Genomic DNA, 20,749 nt, shown 5'->3' with positions numbered 1-20,749 from the left:
GCGTCAGGTGCCGGGAACATGGAAATGCTTGCGCAGGCTGCTCCAGCACGCCTGGTAGTCGCGTTGGCGATGTGCCGCGGCGAGCGCTTGCGCAGTCGGTCGGATCACCGCGCGCGTCTCGAACATGAAGGCCATCGTGTCCTGGATGTAATCGGGCTTCGCGGTGTCGGCGGCGCTCGCCTTCTCGAACGTCGCCGCATCCGGACCGTGGCCGGTGAAGCTGTTGTGCAGCGAGCAGCCGCCCGGGGCGAAGCCTTCAGCCTTGGCGTCGTACGCGCCGTGGATCAGACCCATGAATTCGCTCGCGACATTGCGATGGAACCAAGGCGGACGGAACGTGTCCTGCGCGGCGAGAATCCGCGGCGGAAAGATCACGAAATCCAGGTTGCTGACGCCTTCGTGCTCGCCCGGCGAGTGCAGCACGAGGAAGATCGACGGATCGGGATGGTCGTAGCTGATCGAACCGATCGTGTTGAAGCGCCGCAGGTCGTACTTGTACGGCGCATAGTTGCCGTGCCAACCGACGACGTCGATGGGCGAGTGGCCGATCGGCGCCCGCCAAAGATGTCCCTGGAACTTCGCGACGAGTTCGAATTCGCCTTCGACGTCCGCGAACGCGGCGTTCGGAATGAGGAAGTCGCGCGGGTTGGCGAGACCGTTGCTGCCGATCGGACCGAGATCCGGCAGCTTGAGGAGCGCGCCGAAATTCTCGCAGACATAGCCACGCGCGGCGCCGTCCGGCAGCGTGACGCGAAAGCGCACGCCACGCGGGATCACCGCGATCTCCTGCGGCTCGATGTCGAGCACGCCGAGCTCGCTCTCGATGTGCAGTCGGCCTTGCTGCGGCACGATCAGCAGCTCGCCATCGGCGTCGTTGAACCAGCGTCCCTGCATGTCGCGATTCGCCGCATACAGGTGGATGCCGACGCCATGCTGCGCGGCCGGCGAACCGTTGCCGGCCATCGTGAACAGGCCCTCGACGAAATCGACCGGTCGTTGCGGCAACGGCAGCGGGTTCCAGCGCAACTGGTCCGGCGTGACCGGACCGTCGCCGAAGTCGTTGTGGAAGGCCGGCTGCGTGAACGGTTCGAACGCACCGTGCATTGCCGCGGGCCGGATTCGGTACAGCCAGCTGCGGCGGTTCGCATGCCGCGGCGCGGTGAACGCCGTGCCGGACAACTGCTCGGCGTACAGGCCGTGCGCGACGCGCTGCGGCGAATTGCGCCCGACCGGCAAGGTGCCGGCGATCGCCTCGCTCGCGAATTCGTTGCCGAAGCCGGATTGGTAACCGTTGCTTGCGATCGTCATCGTCGGACCCTTCCGGCTGCGCGTTACAGCACGCCGCGCTTGATCTGATCGCGTTCGATCGATTCGAACAGCGCCTGGAAATTCCCTTCGCCGAAACCTTCGTTGCCCTTGCGCTGGATGATCTCGAAGAAGATCGGGCCGATCGCGTTCTGGGTGAAGATCTGCAGCAGCTTGCGCGTCTTGGTCTCGGCGTCGGCATCGATCAGGATCTTGTTCCTGGCCAGGCGCGCGACGTCCTCGCCATGGTTCGGCACTCGGATGTCGATCACGTCGAAATACGTGCTCGGCGTGTCGAGGAACTCGACCCCGGCCGCGCGCATCCTTTCCACCGTCGCGTAGATGTCGTCAGTGAAGCACGCGATGTGCTGGATGCCCTCGCCGTGGTAGGCGTCGAGGTATTCGTTGATCTGCGACTTCGGGTCGGAGGATTCGTTGAGCGGGATGCGAACGATGCCGTCGGGCGCGGTCATCGCCTTGGACACGAGACCGGTCTTGGCGCCCTTGATGTCGAAGTAGCGGATCTCGCGGAAGTTGAACAGGCGTTCGTAGTAGTCCGACCACTTCTGCATGTTGCCGAAGTAGAGGTTGTGGGTGAGGTGGTCGATGAAGGTCAGGCCAAAGCCGGCCGGATTTTGCTCGGCCCCCTCGATCGCCACGTAGTCCTGCGCGTAGGCATCGCCGTCGCGGGGCACCAGGTACAACATGCAGTCTCCGATGCCCTTGACCACCGGCACATCGATCGCACGGCTCGCCGCCTTGTGCGCGACGCGCTCGCCACCGTTGGCGAGCACCTTCGCCTCGACCTCGGCGACCGGCCGCGTGAAACGCACCGCGAAACCGCAGGCGCACGGACCGTGCTGCGCGGCGAAATCGGCCGCGAACGAATCCGGATCCTCGTTGACGAGGAAATTGACGCCATTCTGGCGATACACGGTGATTGCGCGCGCACGGTGCTTCAGCACCGCACTGAATCCCATGCGCTTGAACAGCGCGTGCAGCTCGCTGGCGCGACCGGCCGGCGCGGCGAACTCCACGAACTCGAAACCGTCGATACCCATCGGGTTGTCGAACGTGGTGACCTGCATGCCGAGGTTGGGCTGGGCGTTCATGGCGTCTGCTCCGGCTGATCCGAGCGTGCTAAGATAGTTTCAATTGAAACTTGATTCAAGCTGCGCCGCCACATGGCCGACCATCTCCCACTCGAACTCGAGCGTTTCCTGCCTTACCGCCTGTCGATCCTGTCGAACCGGATCAGCCAGGCGATCGCGCGCGAGTACCAGGACCGCTTCGACCTCTCTATGACGGAATGGCGCGTGATGGCCGTGCTCGCGCGCTACGACGGCGACGGCCTTTCGGCGAGCGAGGTCGCCGGGCACACGGAAATGGACAAGGTGGCGGTCAGTCGGGCCCTTTCGCGGCTGGTCGCCGCGAAGCGGGTGTCGCGCCGCACGCATGACGGCGACAAGCGTCGTTCGGTGCTGCGCCTGAGCACGGCTGGCTGGAAGGTGCACGACACGGTCGCGCCGCTGGCGCGGGCGCACGAACGGGAACTGCTGGCACTGCTTGGCGCGGACGAGCGCCGCGCACTGCAGGCGATCCTCGACAAGCTCGCGCCGGTGTGAAATGCGGGGATTCGTGATTGGCGATTCGGGAACGCGACGCAGGCAAGCGATCGCGAATCCCGAATCCCGAATCTCCAATTCCGGCGCTACTTCACGCCGTGCATCAGTTTCTGGATCAGCGGCGCGACCAGGAACAGCGCGACGCCGCCGACCATCAGGATCCAGAACCCCTGCGTGTAGCTGGCCAGCGCCGATCCGGTCGTCATGCCCGATTCGCCGCTCGCATGGCTGGCGAAGATTCCGGACAGGTTGTTGCCGATGCCGGTGGAGAGGAACCAGCCGCCCATGCCGAAGCCGACCAGGCGCACGGGTGCAAGCTTGGTGGTCATCGACAAGCCGATCGGCGACAAACACAGCTCGCCGACGGACTGGATCACGTAAACCATGAACAGCGTCCAGAACGGAATCTTGCCGGCGACCACCATGCCCGAGAGCGCCGCCATCAGAAGCAGGAAGGCGAGGCCGTTGAAGATGATGCCAAGGCCGAACTTGCGCGGAATGGACGGGTTGTAGGCGCCCATCTTCACCCACATCCACGCGACCAGCGGCGCCAGCGTGATGATCGCCAGTGAATTGACCGACTGGAACCAGCCGACCGGGAAGATCCAGCCGCCGAAGTCGCGATTGACGATCTGCTCGGCGAGGAAATTGAACGAGCTGCCCGCCTGTTCGAAGAAGCACCAGAACAGGATGTTGAAGGTGAAGATGATCAGCATGGCGATCGCGCGATCACGCGCGACCTTGCCGTCACGGATGCCCTCGACGAGCAACATCGCGCACAGCGCGAGGAACAGTGCGGTCAGCACCATCTGCAGCTTGGCTGCATCGATCGTGAGCAGGGCGTAGTAGACCGGCGCCGACACGAGGCAGAATCCGAGCACATAAAGCATCTTCAGCCCGCCGCCATCGCCCGCGGGCGGCCGGCCGATGTCGCCGAGCTGGCGACGGCCGAACCAGAACCACACCAGGCTTATGAGCATGCCGACGCCCGACGTGATGAACACGATCTTGTACGTCGGCATTTGCGGCGAGCCGCCGAACATGTGCTCGGCCATCCAGCCGGTCAGCAACGGCGCAATCATCGCGCCGAGGTTGATGCCCATGTAGAACAAAGTGAAGCCGGAATCGCGGCGCTCGTCGCCTTGCGCGTAGAGCTTGCCCACCATGGTGGAAATGTTCGGCTTGAACAGGCCGTTGCCGGCGATCACCGTCGCCAGCCCGAATTTGAATACATGTTCGTCCGGGAACGCGATCATGAACAGTCCGGCGGACATCACGATCGCGCCCATCAGGATTGAACGCTGGTAACCGATGATCCGGTCCGCGACATAGCCGCCGAAGATCGCCGCCGCATACACCAGCGCCAGGTAGGCGCCGTAGATGCGGCTTGCCGGCGCCTGACCCTCGCCGCTGCCGTCGTAGAACTGCGCCACGATGTACAGCGTCAGCGCCCAGCGGATGCCGTAGAACGCGAAGCGTTCCCAGAACTCGGTCATGAACAGCATCCACAGCGGCGCCGGATGACCGAGCCTCTGCGGGAATTGGGGCGGTGCGGCGGGCGCCGCGGCGCGGGCGTTGGACATGGATTCCCCTCGGATTTCTGCTGATATCGCCCACGTTTAACCGCTGGCAGCAGCGACGTCAAACCGCAGCGCAGCGGGACGCGCCGGTCGGAAGCTGTTATGCGCCCGGCGCCGGCGCGACGCCGATCTCGGTGCGCACGTCGATCAGCTCCGGGAAGAATGTCAGGTCGAGCGCCTTCTTCAGGAATGCCACGCCGGACGAGCCGCCGGTGCCGCGGCGGAAGCCGATGATGCGTTCGACCGTCTTCATGTGGCGGAAGCGCCAGAGCTGGAAGCTCTCCTCGATGTCCACCAATTGTTCGCACAAATGGTATTCGGGCCAGAACTCGCGCGCGTTCTCGTAGATGCGCTTGAACACCGGCACCAGCTCCGGCGTGCGCTCGTGCGGCAGGCTGAAGTCGCGATCGAGGCTTTCGGCCGGGATCGCATGACCACGCCGCGCGAAGTAGCGCAGGACCTCCTCGTACAGGCTCGGCGCCTCGAGCGCTGCACGCAGTTGCGCCTGTGCAGCCGGATCGTGGTCGAACACCTTCAGCATGCCGGCGTTCTTGTTGCCGAGCAGGAACTCGATCGTGCGGTACTGCTGCGACTGGAAGCCCGACGCCGGCCCGAGCACGTGGCGGAACTCGAGGTACTCGGAAGGCGTCAATGTCTCCAGCACGCCCCATTGCGCGAACAACTGCTGCTGCACCTGCTTGACGCGGGCGAGCACCTTGAGCGTCGCGTCGACATCGTCGGCGCGCAGGCGTTCGATCGCCGCAAGCAGCTCATGGATCATCAGCTTCATCCACAGCTCGGCGACCTGATGCTGCACGATGAACAGCATCTCGTCGTGGTGCGGCGGCCTGCTGAGCGGCTTCTGCGCCGACAACAGCACCGGCAGCTGCAGGTAGCCGCCGTAGGTCGTGCGGTCGCGCAGGTCGAGTTCGATGCCTTGTTCGATCGGGCGCAGGTTGTGCGGTTCGTTCATCGCATCGTCTTGGCTCGCGGGGAGCTGGCCAGTTTACCCCGCAACCCCGCATGTTGCGCCGGGCCTTGCGGTCACGCGGTCGTCTTGCTTACTGTTCGGGTCCCCTGCCGCGGCCGCAACCGGCCCATCCGGCAGCGAATTTTTCCCGTGCGCTGATGCGCCGTGCGACACCGCAACGGAGGCTGTCTTGCCCATCGCCGCCACCTTCGAAATCGAATACCTGCAATACCTCGACGCCGACGGCAAACTCGTCCGCGACGACCTGCCCGCTATCGCGCGCGACATCCGCCAACTGGTCGACCTGTACAAGCAGATGCTGTTCGTGCGCGTGTTCGACGCCAAGGCGGTCGCACTGCAGCGTACGGGCAAGCTCGGCACCTATGCCTCCTGCCTCGGTCACGAGGCGGCACATGTCGCGATCGGCAGCGCGATGCAGGAGGACGACGTGTTCGCGCCGATGTACCGCGAATATGGCGCGCAGTTCCTGCGCGGCGTGAAGCCACGCGAGGTCCTGCTGTACTGGGGCGGCGATGAGCGCGGCAGCGACTTCTCCGGCCCCGCGCACGACTTCGCCTGGTGCGTGCCGATCGCAACGCAGTGCCTGCATGCGGCCGGTTCCGCGCTCGCGTTCAAGGTGCGCAAGGAACCGCGCGTCGCCGTCACCGTGGTCGGCGACGGTGGTTCATCGAAGGGCGATTTCTACGGTGCGATCAACGTTGCCGGCGCGATGACGCTGCCGCTGGTCGCGGTGATCGTCAACAACCAGTGGGCGATCTCGGTGCCTCGCACGGCGCAGACCGGCGCCAAGACCCTTGCGCAGAAGGGCATCGCCGCCGGCCTCGAATGCCTGCAGGTCGACGGCAACGACCTGATCGCGATGCGCACGGCCATGGACTACGCGGTGAAGCGCGCACGTCACGGCCACGGCGGCATGGTGATCGAAGCAGTCACCTATCGCCTCAGCGATCACACGACAGCAGACGATGCGCGCCGCTACCGCCCCGACGACGAGGTCAAGGCCGCCTGGACGCGCGAGCCGCTCAAGCGAATGAAGACCTATCTGATGTCGCTGAATGCGTGGACCGATAAAGAGGAAGAGGACTGGAAGACCGACTGCGCGGCCAGGGTCGACGCCGAGGTCAACGCCTACCTCGAGACGAAATCGCAACCGACCGAGGCGATGTTCGACTACACCTGGGCCGAACTGCCCGCGGACATGGCGGCGCAGCGCGCGGCCGCGCTCGCCACGGACAAGTCCCATTGACGTTGCGCGGTTCTTTTTTCCTCCGCACGAGCGGAAGCTTCCATGAACAGTGCGGGCATGGATGGCCGCTTCCTGACTCCCGCGATCATGGACGAGCGCACAGGTAACCCAAATGGCACAGATAACCCTCATCGAAGCAGTGACCCAGGCGCTCGCCTACGAGATGAAGCACGACCCGAGCGTGGTCGTGCTCGGCGAGGACGTCGGCGTCAACGGCGGCGTGTTCCGCGCGACACAGGGACTGCAACAGACCTTCGGCAGCGAGCGCGTCATCGACACGCCGCTCGACGAGCTGACCATCGCCGGCCTCACCGTCGGCCTCGCCGCACAAGGCATGAAGCCGATCGCCGAAGCACAGTTCGAAGGCTTCATCTATCCGATGATGGAACACATCGCATGCCACGCGGCGCGCCTGCGCACGCGCACGCGTGGACGCATGACCTGTCCGGCCGTGTTCCGCGCGCCGTGGGGCGGCGGCATCCGCGCGCCGGAACACCATTCCGAGGCAAACGAGCACCTGTTCACGAACATTCCCGGCCTGCGCGTGGTGCTGCCCTCGTCGCCGGGTCGCGCCTACGGCCTGCTGCTCGCCGCGATCCGCGATCCGGATCCGGTGATCTTCTTCGAACCGAAGCGCATCTACCGCCAGTACAAGGAAGAAGTCGCCGATGACGGCGAAGCACTGCCGCTCGACGTCTGTTTCGTGTTGCGCGACGGCAGCGACGTGACGCTCGTGACCTGGGGGGCGCAGGTGAAGGAAACGCTCGAAGCGGCCGACGCGCTCGCGGGCGAAGGCATCAGCGCCGAAGTCATCGACGTCGCGACGCTCAAGCCGCTCGACTTCGACACCATCCACGAATCGGTGCGCAAGACCGGACGCTGCGTGATCGTGCACGAGGCGCCGCGCACTGCGGGTTTCGGCGCCGAGATCGCCGCGCGCCTGGCCGAGCACGCGATGTACGACCTCGTCGCGCCGGTCGAGCGCGTGACCGGTTACGACACGCATATCCCGCTCTACCGTCTCGAGATGAAATACCTGCCGAGCGTCGATCGCATCGTCAGTGCGGCCAAGCGCACGCTCGCTGTGAGCTGACTTGGAATACCGATGATCTACGCCGCAGGGCTCCTGGCAATGTTCTGCATAGTCAATGCCCTGTGCTATGGCATTGCCTATCTCGGGATACTGCCTCTGACGACTTGGCACTTGGCGAATTGTCTCAACCGATCTGCCACATGCTCCGTCTCGGCGAACGTGTTGTCCTGCTGGTGGCTTGCGTATCCTGTAGTCGTCCTTGCCGTCACCCTGCTCGTCAATCAGATCTTCATCCTCCATCAATCGAGACCGCACGCATGACCACGATCGCGAACGTCCTCGTCGGCATCGTCGCCCTGCTGCATGTCTACTTCCTCGTGCTCGAGATGTTCCTGTGGACCACGCCGACCGGGCGACGCGTGTTCCGCACCACGCCGGAGTTCGCGCAGGCGTCGAAGGCGCTCGCGGCGAACCAGGGGCTCTACAACGGGTTTCTCGCCGCGGGTCTCGTCTGGGGCCTCGCCGCGGGTGCCGGAGGCTTCCACATCAAGCTGTTCTTCCTGTCGTGCGTGATCGTCGCCGGCCTGTACGGCGCGTGGACGGTCAGCCGCAGGATCCTCTACGTGCAGGCGTTGCCGGCGTTGGCCGCGCTCGTCCTGCTGCATTTCCCCTGAGCGCGCTGCTCCGCGTTACGCAACCCACGGATCGATCATGGCCGACATCAAGACGTTCTATCTCCCCGACCTCGGCGAAGGCCTGCCCGACGCGACGATCGTCGAATGGCTGGTCCAGGTCGGCGGCACCGTGAAGCTCGACGAACCGATGGTGTCGATGGAAACCGCGAAGGCGGTGGTCGAAGTGCCATCGCCGTTTTCCGGCAAGCTGGTCAAGGTGCACGGCGACGCGGGTGACATCATCGTGACCGGCGCCGCGCTCGCGGAATTCGAACTCGATCCGAAACTGCCGCAGCGCGCGGAAGCCGAATCAACCGGCCACCACCACGCGCCGCCCCCGAAAACCGCAGCAACGGACGCGCCGACGAAAGGCGCCGGCAGCGAAGCGCCCGACCACAAGGGCGTAGTCGCCTCCGACGAAGGCGGCGAAATCGTGAGCGGCGGCAAGGCGCCGCGCGCCGACGAAGGCACCGTCGTCGGTGCGATGCAATCGAGCGACCGCGTGCATGCGGAACAGGCGACCAGTGTCGGCGGCGTGAAAGCGGTGCCGGCGGTGCGGGCACTCGCGAAGAAGCTCGGTGTCGATCTCGCGCGCGTCACGCCGAGTGGCGCTGGCTCCGTGGTGACCCTGCAGGATGTGAAATCCGCGGCCGCGGCGGGGACCGCAAGGATCGGCACAGCTCCCGTGGGAGCGACTTCAGCCGCAGTCGACAGGCCGGGTTCGAAAAACGCCGCGGCTGAAGCCGCGCCGACGGGGACGACTGCGCAGCAACGCACGACGCTGTCGGCCGCGGGCAAGCCGATGCGCACGACACCGCCGACGGTCTCGGCAACCGGCCAGCCGGAACAACTCAAGGGCGTGCGCCGCAACATGGCGCGCGTGATGGCGGCCGCGCACGCCGCGGTCGTGCCGACCACGCTCTGCGACGACGCCGACATCCATGCCTGGCTGCCCGGCAACGACATCACCGGCCGCCTCGTGCGCGCGATCGTGCGCGCGTGCAAGGCCGTGCCGGCGCTGAACGCGTGGTTCGACGGCGACAACCTCACGCGCACGATGCATCCGCACGTCGACATCGGCATCGCGGTCGATACCGACGACGGCCTGTTCGTGCCTGCCTTGCGCAATGCGGACATGCTCGACGCGATCGGCGTGCGCGCGGCGGTGAACCGCCTGCGCGCGCAGGTCGAGGAGCGTTCGATCCCGTCGACCGAGCTCTCCGGCTACACGATCTCGTTGTCGAATTTCGGCGTTTTCGCGGGCCGCTACGCCACGCCGGTGGTGGTGCCGCCGTGCGTCGCGATCATCGCCGCCGGCAAGGGTCGCCACCAGATGACGCCCGTCATGGGCGGCTTCGAATCGCACCGCGTGATTCCGCTGTCGCTGACCTTCGACCATCGCGCCGCCACCGGCGGCGAAGCCGCGCGCTTCCTCAAGGTGATGCTCGACGACCTCGCGCTGGCGCAATGAAGGCGGCGACCACGCGCGCCGCCGTCGAGGCGGAATTCCCCGGCCTTATCGCCGCCGCGGAAACCGCACGCCTGCGCGCCTACGCGCCACACTCGGACTTCCACGTCGGCGCCGCGCTGCTGTTCGACGACGGTCGCGGCGAACGCTTCGTCGGGGGCTGCAACGTCGAGTCCGACGTCTACGGCCTGACGATCTGCGCCGAGCGCAACGCGCTGTTCGCAGCGGTCGCGCAAGGTCGCGGCGAGCCGCTCGCGCTGGCGGTCGTCGCCGACACCGACGAACCGGTCGCGCCGTGCGGCGCCTGCCGCCAGGTGCTGCACGAATGCGACCCGTTGCGGCGGATGCGCGTGTTCCTCGTCGCCGGCGCGGGCGACGCCGTGCGCGAGACGTCGACGGCGGCACTGTTGCCGGGCGCATTCGTTCTCGACACGGGTGACGCACGGCGACGCAGTCCCTGGCGCTGATCGAACGAGCGGAGAACACCATGCACCACAGCCGCCTGTGCACGCTCGTTCTGGACTGCCGGGTCGACGACTTGGCGCCGGCTGCGGAATTCTGGAGCCGCGCGCTCGGCAAGCCGATCGCAAGCGTCGACCAGGACGGCGACGGTCGCTACGCGGAACTGCAAACGGCGGACGACGAACCGATCATCCTGCTGCAGCGGGTCGCGCACGAATCGCGCGTGCACCTCGACATCGAGACCGACGACATCGACACCGAGGTCGCGCGGCTGGAAGCGCTTGGCGCGACGCGCATCGCGTTCTGCCACGGCCGCTGGTGGGTCATGCAGGCGCCGACCGGGCATCGCTTCTGCGTGGTGAGGCGCCAGCGCGCCCGGTTCGGGCCGCACCTCAACGCGTGGCCCGCATGACGAGGCGGCGAGCTCGTTCAGCGCGCATACTGCAAACGAAACCCGCGCCATGTATGATGCGCGCCCGTTAAATCCATACATCCGTATAGAAGGATATTTGCCGCGATGAGCAACTACCTGTTCACCTCCGAATCGGTCTCCGAAGGCCATCCGGACAAGGTCGCCGACCAGATCTCCGACGCAGTGCTCGACGCGATCCTCGCGCAGGACAAGCGCGCGCGCGTGGCTTGCGAGACGATGGTCAAGACCGGTGTCGCGATCGTCGCAGGCGAAGTCACCACCAGCGCGTGGATCGACCTCGAAGCGCTCACGCGCAAGGTCATCCTCGACATCGGCTACGACAGCTCCGACGTCGGCTTCGACGGCGCCACCTGTGGCGTGCTCAACCTGATCGGCAAGCAGTCGCCCGACATCAACCAGGGCGTCGACCGCAAGAACCCGGAAGACCAGGGCGCGGGCGACCAAGGCCTGATGTTCGGCTACGCGACCAACGAGACCGACAGCTTCATGCCGGCGGCGATCCACCTGTCGCATCGCCTGGTCGAACAGCAGGCGAAGATCCGCAAGAAGAAGAACTCGCCGCTGCCGTGGCTGCGCCCGGACGCGAAGAGCCAGGTCACGCTGCGCTACGAGAACGGCAAGGCGACCGCGATCGACGCCGTGGTGCTGTCGACTCAGCACGATCCGTCGGTCAAGCAGAAGGACCTGGTCGAAGCCGTGCGCACGCACATCATCGATCCGGTGCTGCCGAAGAAGTGGCTGCACAAGGGCACCAAGTTCCACATCAACCCGACCGGCAAGTTCGTCATCGGCGGACCGGTGGGCGACTGCGGCCTGACCGGCCGCAAGATCATCGTCGACACCTACGGTGGCTGGGCGCGCCATGGCGGCGGCGCGTTCTCGGGCAAGGATCCGTCCAAGGTCGACCGCTCGGCTGCGTATGCGGCGCGTTATGTCGCCAAGAATATCGTCGCTGCCGGCATCGCCGACCGTTGCGAGGTGCAGGTGTCGTATGCGATCGGCGTCGCGCATCCGACCTCGATCTCGGTGACCACGTTCGGCACCGGCAAGATCGACGACGGCAAGATCGAGAAGCTGATCCGCAACCACTTCGACCTGCGCCCGTACGGCATCATCAAGATGCTCGACCTCGTGCATCCGATGTACCAGGCCACCGCCAGCTACGGCCACTTCGGTCGCACACCGCAGGAAACGAAGCTCGCCAACGGCGAGAAGTTCACCGCGTTCTCGTGGGAGAAGACCGACAAGGCCGCGGAACTGCGCAAGGCCGCCGGCCTCAGATAGTTCGTGCTCAGCGTGATCAGGGAGGATCGCAAATGAATCGGGCCGCCTTCGTGCGGCCCTTTTCATGCATCCGGCATGGCGGCCTGTCAAAACTCCGCGCTGCGGTGTAAAAGCTCGACGCTCCACTCGCCCGAGCTCGTTCCATGCGCATCGCACGCCTGCTTCGTACCCACCTCCGGCTCTTCACACTCGCGCTCGCCGCCTGCGCAGGGTCGGCAAGCGCCGAACGCGTCGAACCGCCGCTGGAATTGCTGTATGCGCCCGGCAACCTGCTCGTCGCCGGCCCGCTGGTGGAGATCAATCCGGCCGGGCGCCTGGTGTTCAAGCGCAAGGACGTGCTCGGCGGCAAACCGAAACCGCCCGAGCTGATCGACGTGCGTGTGCCGGCGGATATCCTCGCCGACGTGCGCATCGGTGAGCGATATGTCTTCGGCTACACGAACCTGCGCCCCGATCCGCGCCGGCCAACGAGTCTGGTCGTCAATCCGGATGGCGCGGCCCTGATTGCCAGCATCGGACTTGAGCCCGCACTGTTCCGCGACACGCCGGAAGCGCGCGCGATCCTCGCCGCGGGGCGCAGCGAACACGGCCGCGAATCGCGGCACCTGTTCGACCTGCTGCTCAAGGCGCTCGCCGGCAAGGATCGCGCGCTGCAGGTCCTTGCCGCCGGCGAATTCGCGCAGGAGCCCGAATTCGGCGAACGCCTGCGCGAGGACGGCGGCCAGGCGGCGATCGAAAAGGCCGTGCGCGATGCGGCGACGTCGCCGGGGGTGCGAACCACCCTGCTGGTCGCCGCCGCGACGCGCCCGGCGGATTTCGGCGAATGGTGGGCCGACGCCGCGCGCCGGATAGTGGCGGACACGCCCGTGGACGGATATGCTTTCGCGGCTGGAGACCTAGACGGACTGGTCCTCGCGGCACTCGAACTGCTCGACAAGCAGGGTACGGACAACTCCCCGGAGGCGTTGAAGCGCTGGGTCTGGAGTTCGAATCCCCTTCTCGCCGAGAAGTCGAACCTGATGTTGTGGCGGCACTCTCCCGCGCTTGCGCGATCGGCCATCCAGCAAGCGCTGGCCGATCCGAAGCTGCCGGAGAAGACCCGCAAGTTCCTCAACGATCATCTGCGCCGCCTCGACCGCCTCGACGCCGGGTCCACGGCGCGGAAGGACGGAACCGGCTGATCGTCAATCTCCACCGCGGGGCGACGGCCTCCGCTGTGCGGAGCCATCGATTCGCCGTCGCGGTTCTGGTTGGGGAGTTGCCGTTCATGATTCCACGTCGTTCCTTGTCGGTCGCGCTTGGCGCGGCCGTGTCTCTCGCGTTCGCCGCCTCGGCTCCGGCCGGCGGCAACGACCGCGCATCGTCCACGCATCCGGTGGCACCGGACAATGCCGGACCTCGTGTCATGCATGCGATCCGCCACGACGTTTCGGCGCCGATGCGCGACATCCTGCGCAACCTGCCGCCGCCGCAGCCGATGGGCACGGAGGAAGAGCCGTACGCGATCCCGAACATCCTGCTCAAGCTCACCGGTACGCCAACGAAGATGCCGGAGGCGGCGCGCCGCAGCCTGCAGGGCGCGAGCACCAACGTTCCGGCTCCCGCGCTTGACCTCGGTTTCGAGGCGATCAGCGTGGTGACATCTGGTTGTGGATGCCTGCCGCCGGACACGAATGGCGATGTCAGCGACGCGCACTACATCCAGTGGGTGAACTCGGCTTGGCAGGCGTTCAACAAGACCACCGGCTTGCCAGACCCCGCGACGCCTGCACCGGTGCAGGGCAATTCGTTCTTCGTCGGCTTCGGTGGCCAGTGCGAGACGACCAACGCGGGTGATCCGATCGCGTTGTGGGATCCGCGCGCGCAGCGCTGGGTCATGAGCCAGTTCACGACCAACGCGCCTTTCGCGCAGTGCGTCGCGGTGTCGACCTCCAGCAATCCGTTCGGAACCTACAACCGCTACGAATTCCAGTGGCCGAACTTCGGCGACTACCCGAAGATGGCGGTGTGGACCGATGGCACCGGCACGCAGGATGCCTATCTCCTGACCACCCACGAGTTCAACGGCAACAATTTTGCGGGCGCCGCATTCATCGCAATGGAACGCGACAAGATGCTGACCGGCGACCCGGGCGCGGCGGTGATCCGCTTCGGCGGCAACGATGCCTACGGCATCGAGCCGGTCAACCTCATCGGCCAACTGGCGGCACCGAACAACGCCTGCCCGTCATTCGTGCACTACGACACCACCAACAACGACGGCTACCTGTTCTGGGACCTGTGCCTGAACTGGGCCACGCCGGGGAACAGCACGCTCTCCGCGACGCCGACCCACATCGCCGGCACGCCTTTCGCGCCGTATGGTGGCGAGGTACCGCAGCAGGGCACTGCCAGCGGGCTCGACTCGTTCGGCACGCACGTGATGTATCGCGCCAATGCGCGCGCATTCCCGCCCGGCGCGCCGACCAACATCTCGCTGGTCATCAATCATGCGGTGCTCGCCGACCAGGGCCAGGCCGCGGTCAACTGGGTGCATTTCAACCTCGACGACCACGGCGCCAATCCGGCCACGCCGACGCCCCTCGACAAGATACTCGTCGACGAAAGCACCTACTCGCCCGACGCTGAAAACCGCTGGATGGGCGGCATCGCGATCGACGGCAGCGGCAACATCGGCCTCGGCTTCTCCAAGTCGAGCGGCGCAACGCATCCGCAAATCGAGTTCACCGGCCGCACGCTGGACGACCCGAGCGGCACCATGCGCGACGAGACGAATTGCACCGACCTGATCGCGAACGGCTCGCAGACCAGCACCTCGAACCGCTGGGGCGACTACTCGTCGATGAGCGTCGATCCGGTCGACCAGTGCACGTTCTATTTCACCAGCGAGTACTACCCGGCAACCGCGGGCAGCAGCTGGCACACGCGCGTGTGCTCGTTCAAGTTCGCCGGCTGCGGCGATCCGAACTATGCGCTGACCACGACCACGCCCAAGCGCGTCGAGATGTGCGGCGCGACCGCGACCAGCGATCCGGCCTACGCGCTGAGCATCGGCGTCGTGAACGGCTTCACCGGCAACGTGTCGCTGGCCGCGACCGGATTGCCGGCTGGCGCCACGGCGCAGTTCACGCCCAACCCGGTCGCCGCGCCCGGCAGCAGCACGCTGACGCTCGCCGGCGGCATTGCCGCCGCCACCGGCGAGTACACGATCGACGTCACTGGCACCAGCGGCAGCCTTGCGCGCTCGATCGCACTGCAACTCGGCGTATCGGCGATCGGCCCGAGCCAGGTGCAACTGGTCACGCCGGTCGACGTCGCCACCGGCGTGAACGTCTACCCGACCCTCAACTGGGGCCTCGTCAGCACCGATCGCATCTTCGGCGACGGCTTCGACGGCAGCGCGTTGCCACCGCTCCTGCTGCCGCCGGATGCGCTCAGCTACACCGTCGACGTCGCCACCGACGCAGCCTTCACCAACATCGTCGCGACCAAGACCGTGACGACCACGAACTGGACAGTCGACAGGCTCCTGAGTCCGACCACGCAGTACTACTGGCGCGTGACGCCGCACAACTACTGCGGCGACGGCCCGGTGTCGGCGACGTTCTCGTTCACGACCGGCGTGCCGGGCACCTGCCCGGCCGGCACTACCGCCACCACGGTCTACCAGGACGCGTTTGAAACCGGCGCCAACGGCTGGGTCGCGGCCGGCAGCGGCAGCGTCGGCTGGACGCAGGCAGCACCGCCGGCCGGCACCGGCATGAGCACGATCGTCTGGAAGGTGCCGGACAACGCAGTATCGAGCGATCGCATCCTGACCACGCCGTCGATCGCGATTCCCGCTGGCGCCGCCGCGGTGTTCGCCTCCTACGACGCCTACCACAAGGGCGAGAACAATGGCCCGGGCGCATGCTGGGATCAGGGTGTGTTGGAAGCGAGCAACAACGGCACGACGTTCAGCTACCTCGACGGAACGCACATGCTGACTGACCCGTACAACGGTGCCGCATCGAACGACACCGCACTCGGCAACCTGATGAGTTGGTGCTATCCGGGCCCGGCCGGCAATTCGGTGCCGACGCGCGCGGTGGTCGACATGGGCAGCTTTGCCGGCCAGAACATGAAGTTGCGTTTCCGCATGGTCTCCGACGGCAACACCGTCGCACCAGCGCCGAACGGCTTCGTGATCGACAACTTCAAGGTCGACGTCTGCCAGTAAGGTCGCACTCGCGACAACATAAAAAGGGAACGGGCCGCGCAAGCGGCCCGTTCTTTTTGCACAGTTGCCGCACCACCGGATGGTGGTGCGGACCGGATCAGTCGCCGCGGGTGCCGGACGCGATCGCCATGGCACGCAATCCCGCTGCTTGCCGCAGCACCGGCGCGGTGTCGAACCCGTTGGCGAAGATCGTGTCCGAAAGCACCGACTCGTCGACCAGCACGAAGATGTCCGCCACGCCGTTGGTGTCGTCGGGATCGACGTTGCTGGCGCTCGAGTCCCACGCCATCGACAGGCCCGAGGCATTCACGCCGAGCGAGTCGCCCGCCTGCGCGTTGCCGGGCTGGCCGCCGATCGTTCCACTGATCAGCTCGGGTGCCCCGGCGCCCGGCACGAACAGGAACACCTGCGCATACGCGCCGGGCCCGACCCAGTTGTAGTTGCAATGGAACACTACGCTGCCGACGTCGGAGACGGCCGACAGGGCGCAACTGTCGTAGGAACCAGAGGGCAGCAGCGCGGGGCGCGGAATAGCGGTCGTCATACCGGTCTGGCGATCACGCAGATAGACACCGCTGTTGCCGGCGCTGTCGACGCCGTTCGCGTAGCCAAGACCACCGTAGCCCCGGTTCTGGAAACTGACAAAGCGGCCGCTGGGCGAAATCGCCGGCCGATATGCGAACGCGCTCGATCCGTTCGGGGCGGATGCGCTGCGGCTGACCAGCTCGGTCGTGTTCGCGACGAGGTCGCGCACATAAGCCTGCCCGCCGCTGGCGCCGGCTACCATCGCGCTGCTGCAGAGCATCGCGACGTAGCGTCCATTGCCGGACAGTGCACGCCGCTCCAGCGCACAGTTGCCACCCGCAGGGACCGAGGCCATCTTCACCTGCCCGGTAGTCATGTCCTTGACGTAGATTTCTCCCGAGCTGCCGCTCGGTGCGGCACCGCCGCCGGCGAGGCCGGTCATGTTCGCAACGGCCTGGAAGGCGACGTAGCGGCCATCGGCAGAGATGGAGATCGTGTTGTCCTCGGTGCCACTGCTGGCCGGCTGCCCGGCGGCCGTCGCGCTGGCCAGTTCCAGCGCACCGGTCTGGCGATCCTTGCGCAACGCCTGCCAGTTCGGCCCGAAGGTGGTGTTGTTGTAGGTCAGGAACGCCACATAGCGTCCGTCGCCCGATACAACCGGGGATTCGCCGCGGAAAACGCTGCTGCCCTGCGCGGACAGCGCCTCGATCACGCCGGTGTCGAGATCGACGGCGATCGCGCGGGTACCGTTGTAGGTGTCGCCGACCCAATTGTTCGCATTGCTCGCGAAAACCACGGTGCGCCCGCCGGACGATACGTCGACGGTGCGCGACGCGCCATTCGGCTGGATGCCGACTCCAGGCACCAGACGTGCGTAGATGAAGTCGGCACGGGCTTGGCCCGACAGGCCAACCAGACCTGCGAGGATCAGGGCCGAGGCCAGCGGCCGAGCGGCGGATGCGACGTGCATGGCGGACTCCGAGTGAGGGGTTGCTCTCTCCTACGCGGAAGTGGGTCGAATCCCCCAACGCGGCGGATTGCCAGCGCACGAGGATGGGGCTACCGTCACCCTGACCGCGGACATGGCCAAGGCTTCGCCGGTCGCGCGGCGACGAGGGGACACGATCATGTCGAATGAAGCAAGAGCGCCGACCGATGCAGCATCGCCCGCGGACTGGAGCGTCAGCGGGACGCAGAGCGTGACCGCCGCAGGCGTATCGCGGGTCGAGGTTCTCGTGCGCGGCAAGGTCACCGGCGCGGTCGACCGCGGTGACGGCACGGACCAGCTGCGCGTGGCGGTGTGGGATGACGGTCAGGAAAAGGACTTCAAGATCGTGAACATCCCGCTCGGTCGGACCGGCATTGTCAACGTGCGCCTCGGCTTCGAGGGTCGCTACGCGACCGTGGCCGATGGCATCGGCATCGTCGTCACCACCGGTTCGGACGCCGGCGGAGAGCATGTCTTCCATCTGGACCCGTTCGTCCCCGCCCAGGCGTGATCGACCGGGCGGGAGGCAGGCCCGCAAAAGTCGCGATATAATCGGCTGCTCTGCCGAGGGGCGCTGCATGTCGTCCGCATCGCGTTGACGAACCCAGGCTCGGCAGAGCCATTATTTCCAACGGCGCCCGGACCCTCGATCGACCTGCGCAACCGGCAACGGCACCGCGCCGGATTCGATCCCGAACCGGAGCATCAACATGAACGCACAACTTCGAACCTTCTCCAGCGAAGGTGACTACAAGGTCGCCGACATCTCGCTGGCCGACTGGGGCCGCAAGGAACTGGACATCGCCGAGCAGGAAATGCCGGGCCTGATGTCGATCCGCAAGAAGTATTCGTCCGCCAAGCCGCTCAAGGGCGTGCGCGTGACCGGCTCGCTGCACATGACGATCCAGACCGCGGTGCTGATCGAAACGCTCAAGGACATCGGCGCCGACGTGCGCTGGGCGTCGTGCAACATCTTCTCGACCCAGGACCACGCCGCCGCCGCGATCGCCAGGACCGGCACCCCGGTGTTCGCGTGGAAGGGCGAGTCGCTGGAGGAATACTGGGACTGCACGCTCGACGCGGTCACGTTCCCGGGCGGCAAGGGACCCGAGCTGGTCGTCGATGACGGCGGCGATGTGACCTTGCTGATCCACAAGGGTTACGAACTGGAAAAGGGTTCGAAGTGGGTCGACGAACCGTCCTCGTCGCACGAAGAGCAGATCATCAAGAACCTGCTCAAACGCGTCGCCAAGGAACGCCCGGGTTTCTGGACCAACGTGGTCAAGGACTGGAAGGGCGTGTCGGAAGAAACGACGACCGGCGTGCATCGCCTCTACCAGATGGTCGAAGCCGGCAAGCTGCTGGTGCCCGCGATCAACGTCAACGACTCGGTCACCAAGAGCAAGTTCGACAACCTCTACGGCTGCCGTGAATCGCTCGCGGACGGCCTGAAGCGTGCGATGGACGTCATGCTCGCCGGCAAGGTTGCGGTCGTGTGCGGCTACGGCGACGTCGGCAAGGGTTCGGCGCATTCCTTGCGCGCGTACGGCGCGCGCGTCGTCGTGACCGAGATCGACCCGATCAACGCGCTGCAGGCGGCAATGGAAGGCTTCGAGGTCAACACGGTCGAGTCGACGCTCGGACGCGGCGACATCTACGTCACCACCACCGGCAACAAGGACGTGCTCACGCTTGCCCACATGCAGGCGATGAAGGACCAGGCGATCGTCTGCAATATCGGCCACTTCGACAACGAGATCCAGGTCGACGCGCTGAACGCACTGGCTGGCGTGACCAAGATCAACATCAAGCCGCAGGTCGACAAGTACGTGTTCAAGGATGGTCGCGCGATCTTCCTGCTCGCCGAAGGTCGCCTCGTCAATCTCGGCTGCGCCACCGGCCACCCGAGCTTCGTGATGTCGAATTCGTTCTCGAACCAGACGCTAGCGCAGATCGATCTGTGGGCGAACAAGGACAAGTACGAGGCGAAGGTATACATCCTGCCGAAGAAGCTCGATGAAGAAGTCGCACGCCTGCATCTGGAAAAAATCGGCGTGAAGCTGACCACGCTGACCGCCGACCAGGCCGCGTATCTCGGCGTCGACGTGAACGGGCCGTACAAGCCGGACCACTACCGCTATTGATCGCCTCGCCGGTCATGATTTGAACGGAACGGGCGCCGCGAGGCGCCTGTTCTGTTTCGTCGGTGCTATCGTTTCACGATGAGCAAAGATTCCGGCAAGATCCGCTTCGAAGCAAAACTGCAAAGGCCCGCGGAACCGAAGAACGCGGCGTGGTCGTTCCTCGTGCTGCCGAAGGCCGCGAGTGCGAAACTGCCGACACGCAGCATGGTCACGGTCGACGGCACGCTCGACGGCGCGCTGTTCCAGGCAACGCTGGAACCGGACGGCGCGGGCAGCCACTGGCTCAAGGTGGAGAAGAAGTTGCGCGATGCGGCCGGCGCCGAAGTCGGCGCAACGGTCGAACTCGAGATCGCGCCGGTCGCCGAGGAGCCCGAGCCAAAGGTGCCGACGGACTTGCGTTCGGCACTTGTTGCCAATCCCGAAGCGCGCGCGACCTGGAAGGACATCACCGCCGTCGCACGACGCGACTGGATCCACTGGATCACTTCCGGCAAGAAGGCCGAGACGCGCGCGAAGCGCATCGACGTCGCCTGCGACAAGCTCGCCTGCGGCAATCGCCGCGCCTGCTGCTTCGATCGTTCCGGCATGTACAGCAAGGGCAACATGGGCGCCCCGAAGGCCGCGGATTGAGGCTGTGGGAGCAACTGTCTTCACCCAGTCACAGGCATTTTCCATTCGACCTTGTCGCGCACCATGGCGTTGAGTCGGACGAGCAAGACACGCATGCAGGCGGTAATGGCGACTTTGGCGCACTTGCCCAACTGCCGTAGGC

Annotated in this window: 18 protein-coding genes and 1 riboswitch; of the genes, 13 read left to right on the top strand and 5 right to left on the bottom strand. The window is 65.9% G+C overall.

Translation table 11 applies throughout. The features are described 5' to 3' along the window. Positions 1-3: 3 nt before the first annotated feature. Together hmgA and hppD are read right to left on the bottom strand one after the other, a co-directional pair. A complete protein-coding gene (gene hmgA, locus ACILRJ_RS15815; RefSeq protein ID WP_395684172.1) occupies positions 4-1,308 on the bottom strand; it encodes a homogentisate 1,2-dioxygenase in 1,305 nt (434 codons plus the stop codon). Positions 1,309-1,331: 23 nt separating this feature from the next. Next, entirely contained in the window at positions 1,332-2,417 is a 1,086-nt protein-coding gene (hppD, locus tag ACILRJ_RS15810; RefSeq protein WP_395684171.1) for a 4-hydroxyphenylpyruvate dioxygenase, read from the bottom strand. A 72-nt stretch (positions 2,418-2,489) separates the two neighbouring features. On the opposite strand from hppD, the gene ACILRJ_RS15805 reads away from it, so the two are divergent. After that, positions 2,490-2,930 carry a MarR family winged helix-turn-helix transcriptional regulator gene (locus ACILRJ_RS15805; RefSeq protein ID WP_395684170.1) on the top strand — a complete coding sequence of 147 codons (441 nt, stop codon included), beginning with the start codon at positions 2,490-2,492 and terminating at the stop codon, positions 2,928-2,930. A gap of 86 nt (positions 2,931-3,016) precedes the next feature. Here ACILRJ_RS15805 and ACILRJ_RS15800 read toward each other — a convergent pair whose 3' ends face one another. Together ACILRJ_RS15800 and ACILRJ_RS15795 are read right to left on the bottom strand one after the other, a co-directional pair. Beyond that, positions 3,017-4,513, bottom strand: coding sequence for a peptide MFS transporter (locus ACILRJ_RS15800; RefSeq protein ID WP_395684169.1), 1,497 nt, complete (start codon positions 4,511-4,513; stop codon positions 3,017-3,019). 97 nt (positions 4,514-4,610) lie between these two features. After that, entirely contained in the window at positions 4,611-5,483 is an 873-nt protein-coding gene (locus ACILRJ_RS15795) for a tryptophan 2,3-dioxygenase (RefSeq protein ID WP_395684168.1), read from the bottom strand. 187 nt (positions 5,484-5,670) lie between these two features. On the opposite strand from ACILRJ_RS15795, the gene pdhA reads away from it, so the two are divergent. From pdhA to ACILRJ_RS15750, 9 genes are all read left to right on the top strand, one after another. Continuing rightward, positions 5,671-6,747: a pyruvate dehydrogenase (acetyl-transferring) E1 component subunit alpha gene (gene pdhA / locus ACILRJ_RS15790; RefSeq protein WP_395684167.1), complete on the top strand. Its 1,077-nt coding sequence runs from the start codon at positions 5,671-5,673 to the stop codon at positions 6,745-6,747. A gap of 112 nt (positions 6,748-6,859) precedes the next feature. Then, positions 6,860-7,840: an alpha-ketoacid dehydrogenase subunit beta gene (locus ACILRJ_RS15785; protein ID WP_395684166.1), complete on the top strand. Its 981-nt coding sequence runs from the start codon at positions 6,860-6,862 to the stop codon at positions 7,838-7,840. Positions 7,841-8,097: 257 nt separating this feature from the next. Beyond that, positions 8,098-8,454, top strand: coding sequence for a DUF1304 domain-containing protein (locus ACILRJ_RS15780; protein ID WP_395684165.1), 357 nt, complete (start codon positions 8,098-8,100; stop codon positions 8,452-8,454). Between the two features lie 37 nt (positions 8,455-8,491). Further along, complete coding sequence (locus ACILRJ_RS15775; RefSeq protein WP_395684164.1) at positions 8,492-9,925, top strand: dihydrolipoamide acetyltransferase family protein; 1,434 nt, start codon at positions 8,492-8,494, stop codon at positions 9,923-9,925. After that, positions 9,922-10,389 (top strand): cytidine deaminase, encoded by a 468-nt coding sequence (locus ACILRJ_RS15770; RefSeq protein ID WP_395684163.1) that lies wholly within the window; start codon positions 9,922-9,924, stop codon positions 10,387-10,389. The genes ACILRJ_RS15775 and ACILRJ_RS15770 overlap by 4 nt, the downstream gene beginning before the upstream one ends. 20 nt (positions 10,390-10,409) lie before the next feature. Continuing rightward, positions 10,410-10,796 carry a VOC family protein gene (locus ACILRJ_RS15765; RefSeq protein ID WP_395684162.1) on the top strand — a complete coding sequence of 129 codons (387 nt, stop codon included), beginning with the start codon at positions 10,410-10,412 and terminating at the stop codon, positions 10,794-10,796. Positions 10,797-10,901: 105 nt separating this feature from the next. Continuing rightward, complete coding sequence (gene metK, locus ACILRJ_RS15760) at positions 10,902-12,101, top strand: methionine adenosyltransferase (protein WP_395684161.1); 1,200 nt, start codon at positions 10,902-10,904, stop codon at positions 12,099-12,101. A 143-nt stretch (positions 12,102-12,244) separates the two neighbouring features. Beyond that, positions 12,245-13,282, top strand: a complete 1,038-nt coding sequence (locus tag ACILRJ_RS15755; RefSeq protein WP_395684160.1) for a hypothetical protein — start codon at positions 12,245-12,247, stop codon at positions 13,280-13,282. 86 nt (positions 13,283-13,368) lie between these two features. Then, complete coding sequence (locus ACILRJ_RS15750; protein ID WP_395684159.1) at positions 13,369-16,320, top strand: hypothetical protein; 2,952 nt, start codon at positions 13,369-13,371, stop codon at positions 16,318-16,320. Positions 16,321-16,417: 97 nt separating this feature from the next. Here ACILRJ_RS15750 and ACILRJ_RS15745 read toward each other — a convergent pair whose 3' ends face one another. Further along, positions 16,418-17,815: a TolB family protein gene (locus tag ACILRJ_RS15745; protein ID WP_395684158.1), complete on the bottom strand. Its 1,398-nt coding sequence runs from the start codon at positions 17,813-17,815 to the stop codon at positions 16,418-16,420. Between the two features lie 157 nt (positions 17,816-17,972). Between ACILRJ_RS15745 and ACILRJ_RS15740 the strand changes: the two genes are divergently transcribed. The 3 genes from ACILRJ_RS15740 (at position 17,973) to ACILRJ_RS15730 (ending at position 20,607) form a co-directional block, all read left to right on the top strand. Next, positions 17,973-18,344, top strand: a complete 372-nt coding sequence (locus tag ACILRJ_RS15740) for a hypothetical protein (RefSeq protein WP_395684157.1) — start codon at positions 17,973-17,975, stop codon at positions 18,342-18,344. A gap of 49 nt (positions 18,345-18,393) precedes the next feature. Continuing rightward, positions 18,394-18,480: riboswitch (S-adenosyl-L-homocysteine riboswitch) on the top strand. A 63-nt stretch (positions 18,481-18,543) separates the two neighbouring features. Continuing rightward, positions 18,544-19,977 carry an adenosylhomocysteinase gene (gene ahcY / locus ACILRJ_RS15735; RefSeq protein ID WP_395684156.1) on the top strand — a complete coding sequence of 478 codons (1,434 nt, stop codon included), beginning with the start codon at positions 18,544-18,546 and terminating at the stop codon, positions 19,975-19,977. A 78-nt stretch (positions 19,978-20,055) separates the two neighbouring features. Beyond that, positions 20,056-20,607: a YdeI/OmpD-associated family protein gene (locus ACILRJ_RS15730; RefSeq protein ID WP_395684155.1), complete on the top strand. Its 552-nt coding sequence runs from the start codon at positions 20,056-20,058 to the stop codon at positions 20,605-20,607. Positions 20,608-20,749: the final 142 nt, after the last annotated feature.

It is taken from the genome of Dokdonella sp. (assembly GCF_044227025.1).
In the GTDB taxonomy this organism is placed as follows: Bacteria; Pseudomonadota; Gammaproteobacteria; order Xanthomonadales; family Rhodanobacteraceae; genus Dokdonella_A.
Note: the sequence above shows the minus strand (reverse complement) of the source record. Positions and strands in the feature narration are given on the sequence as shown.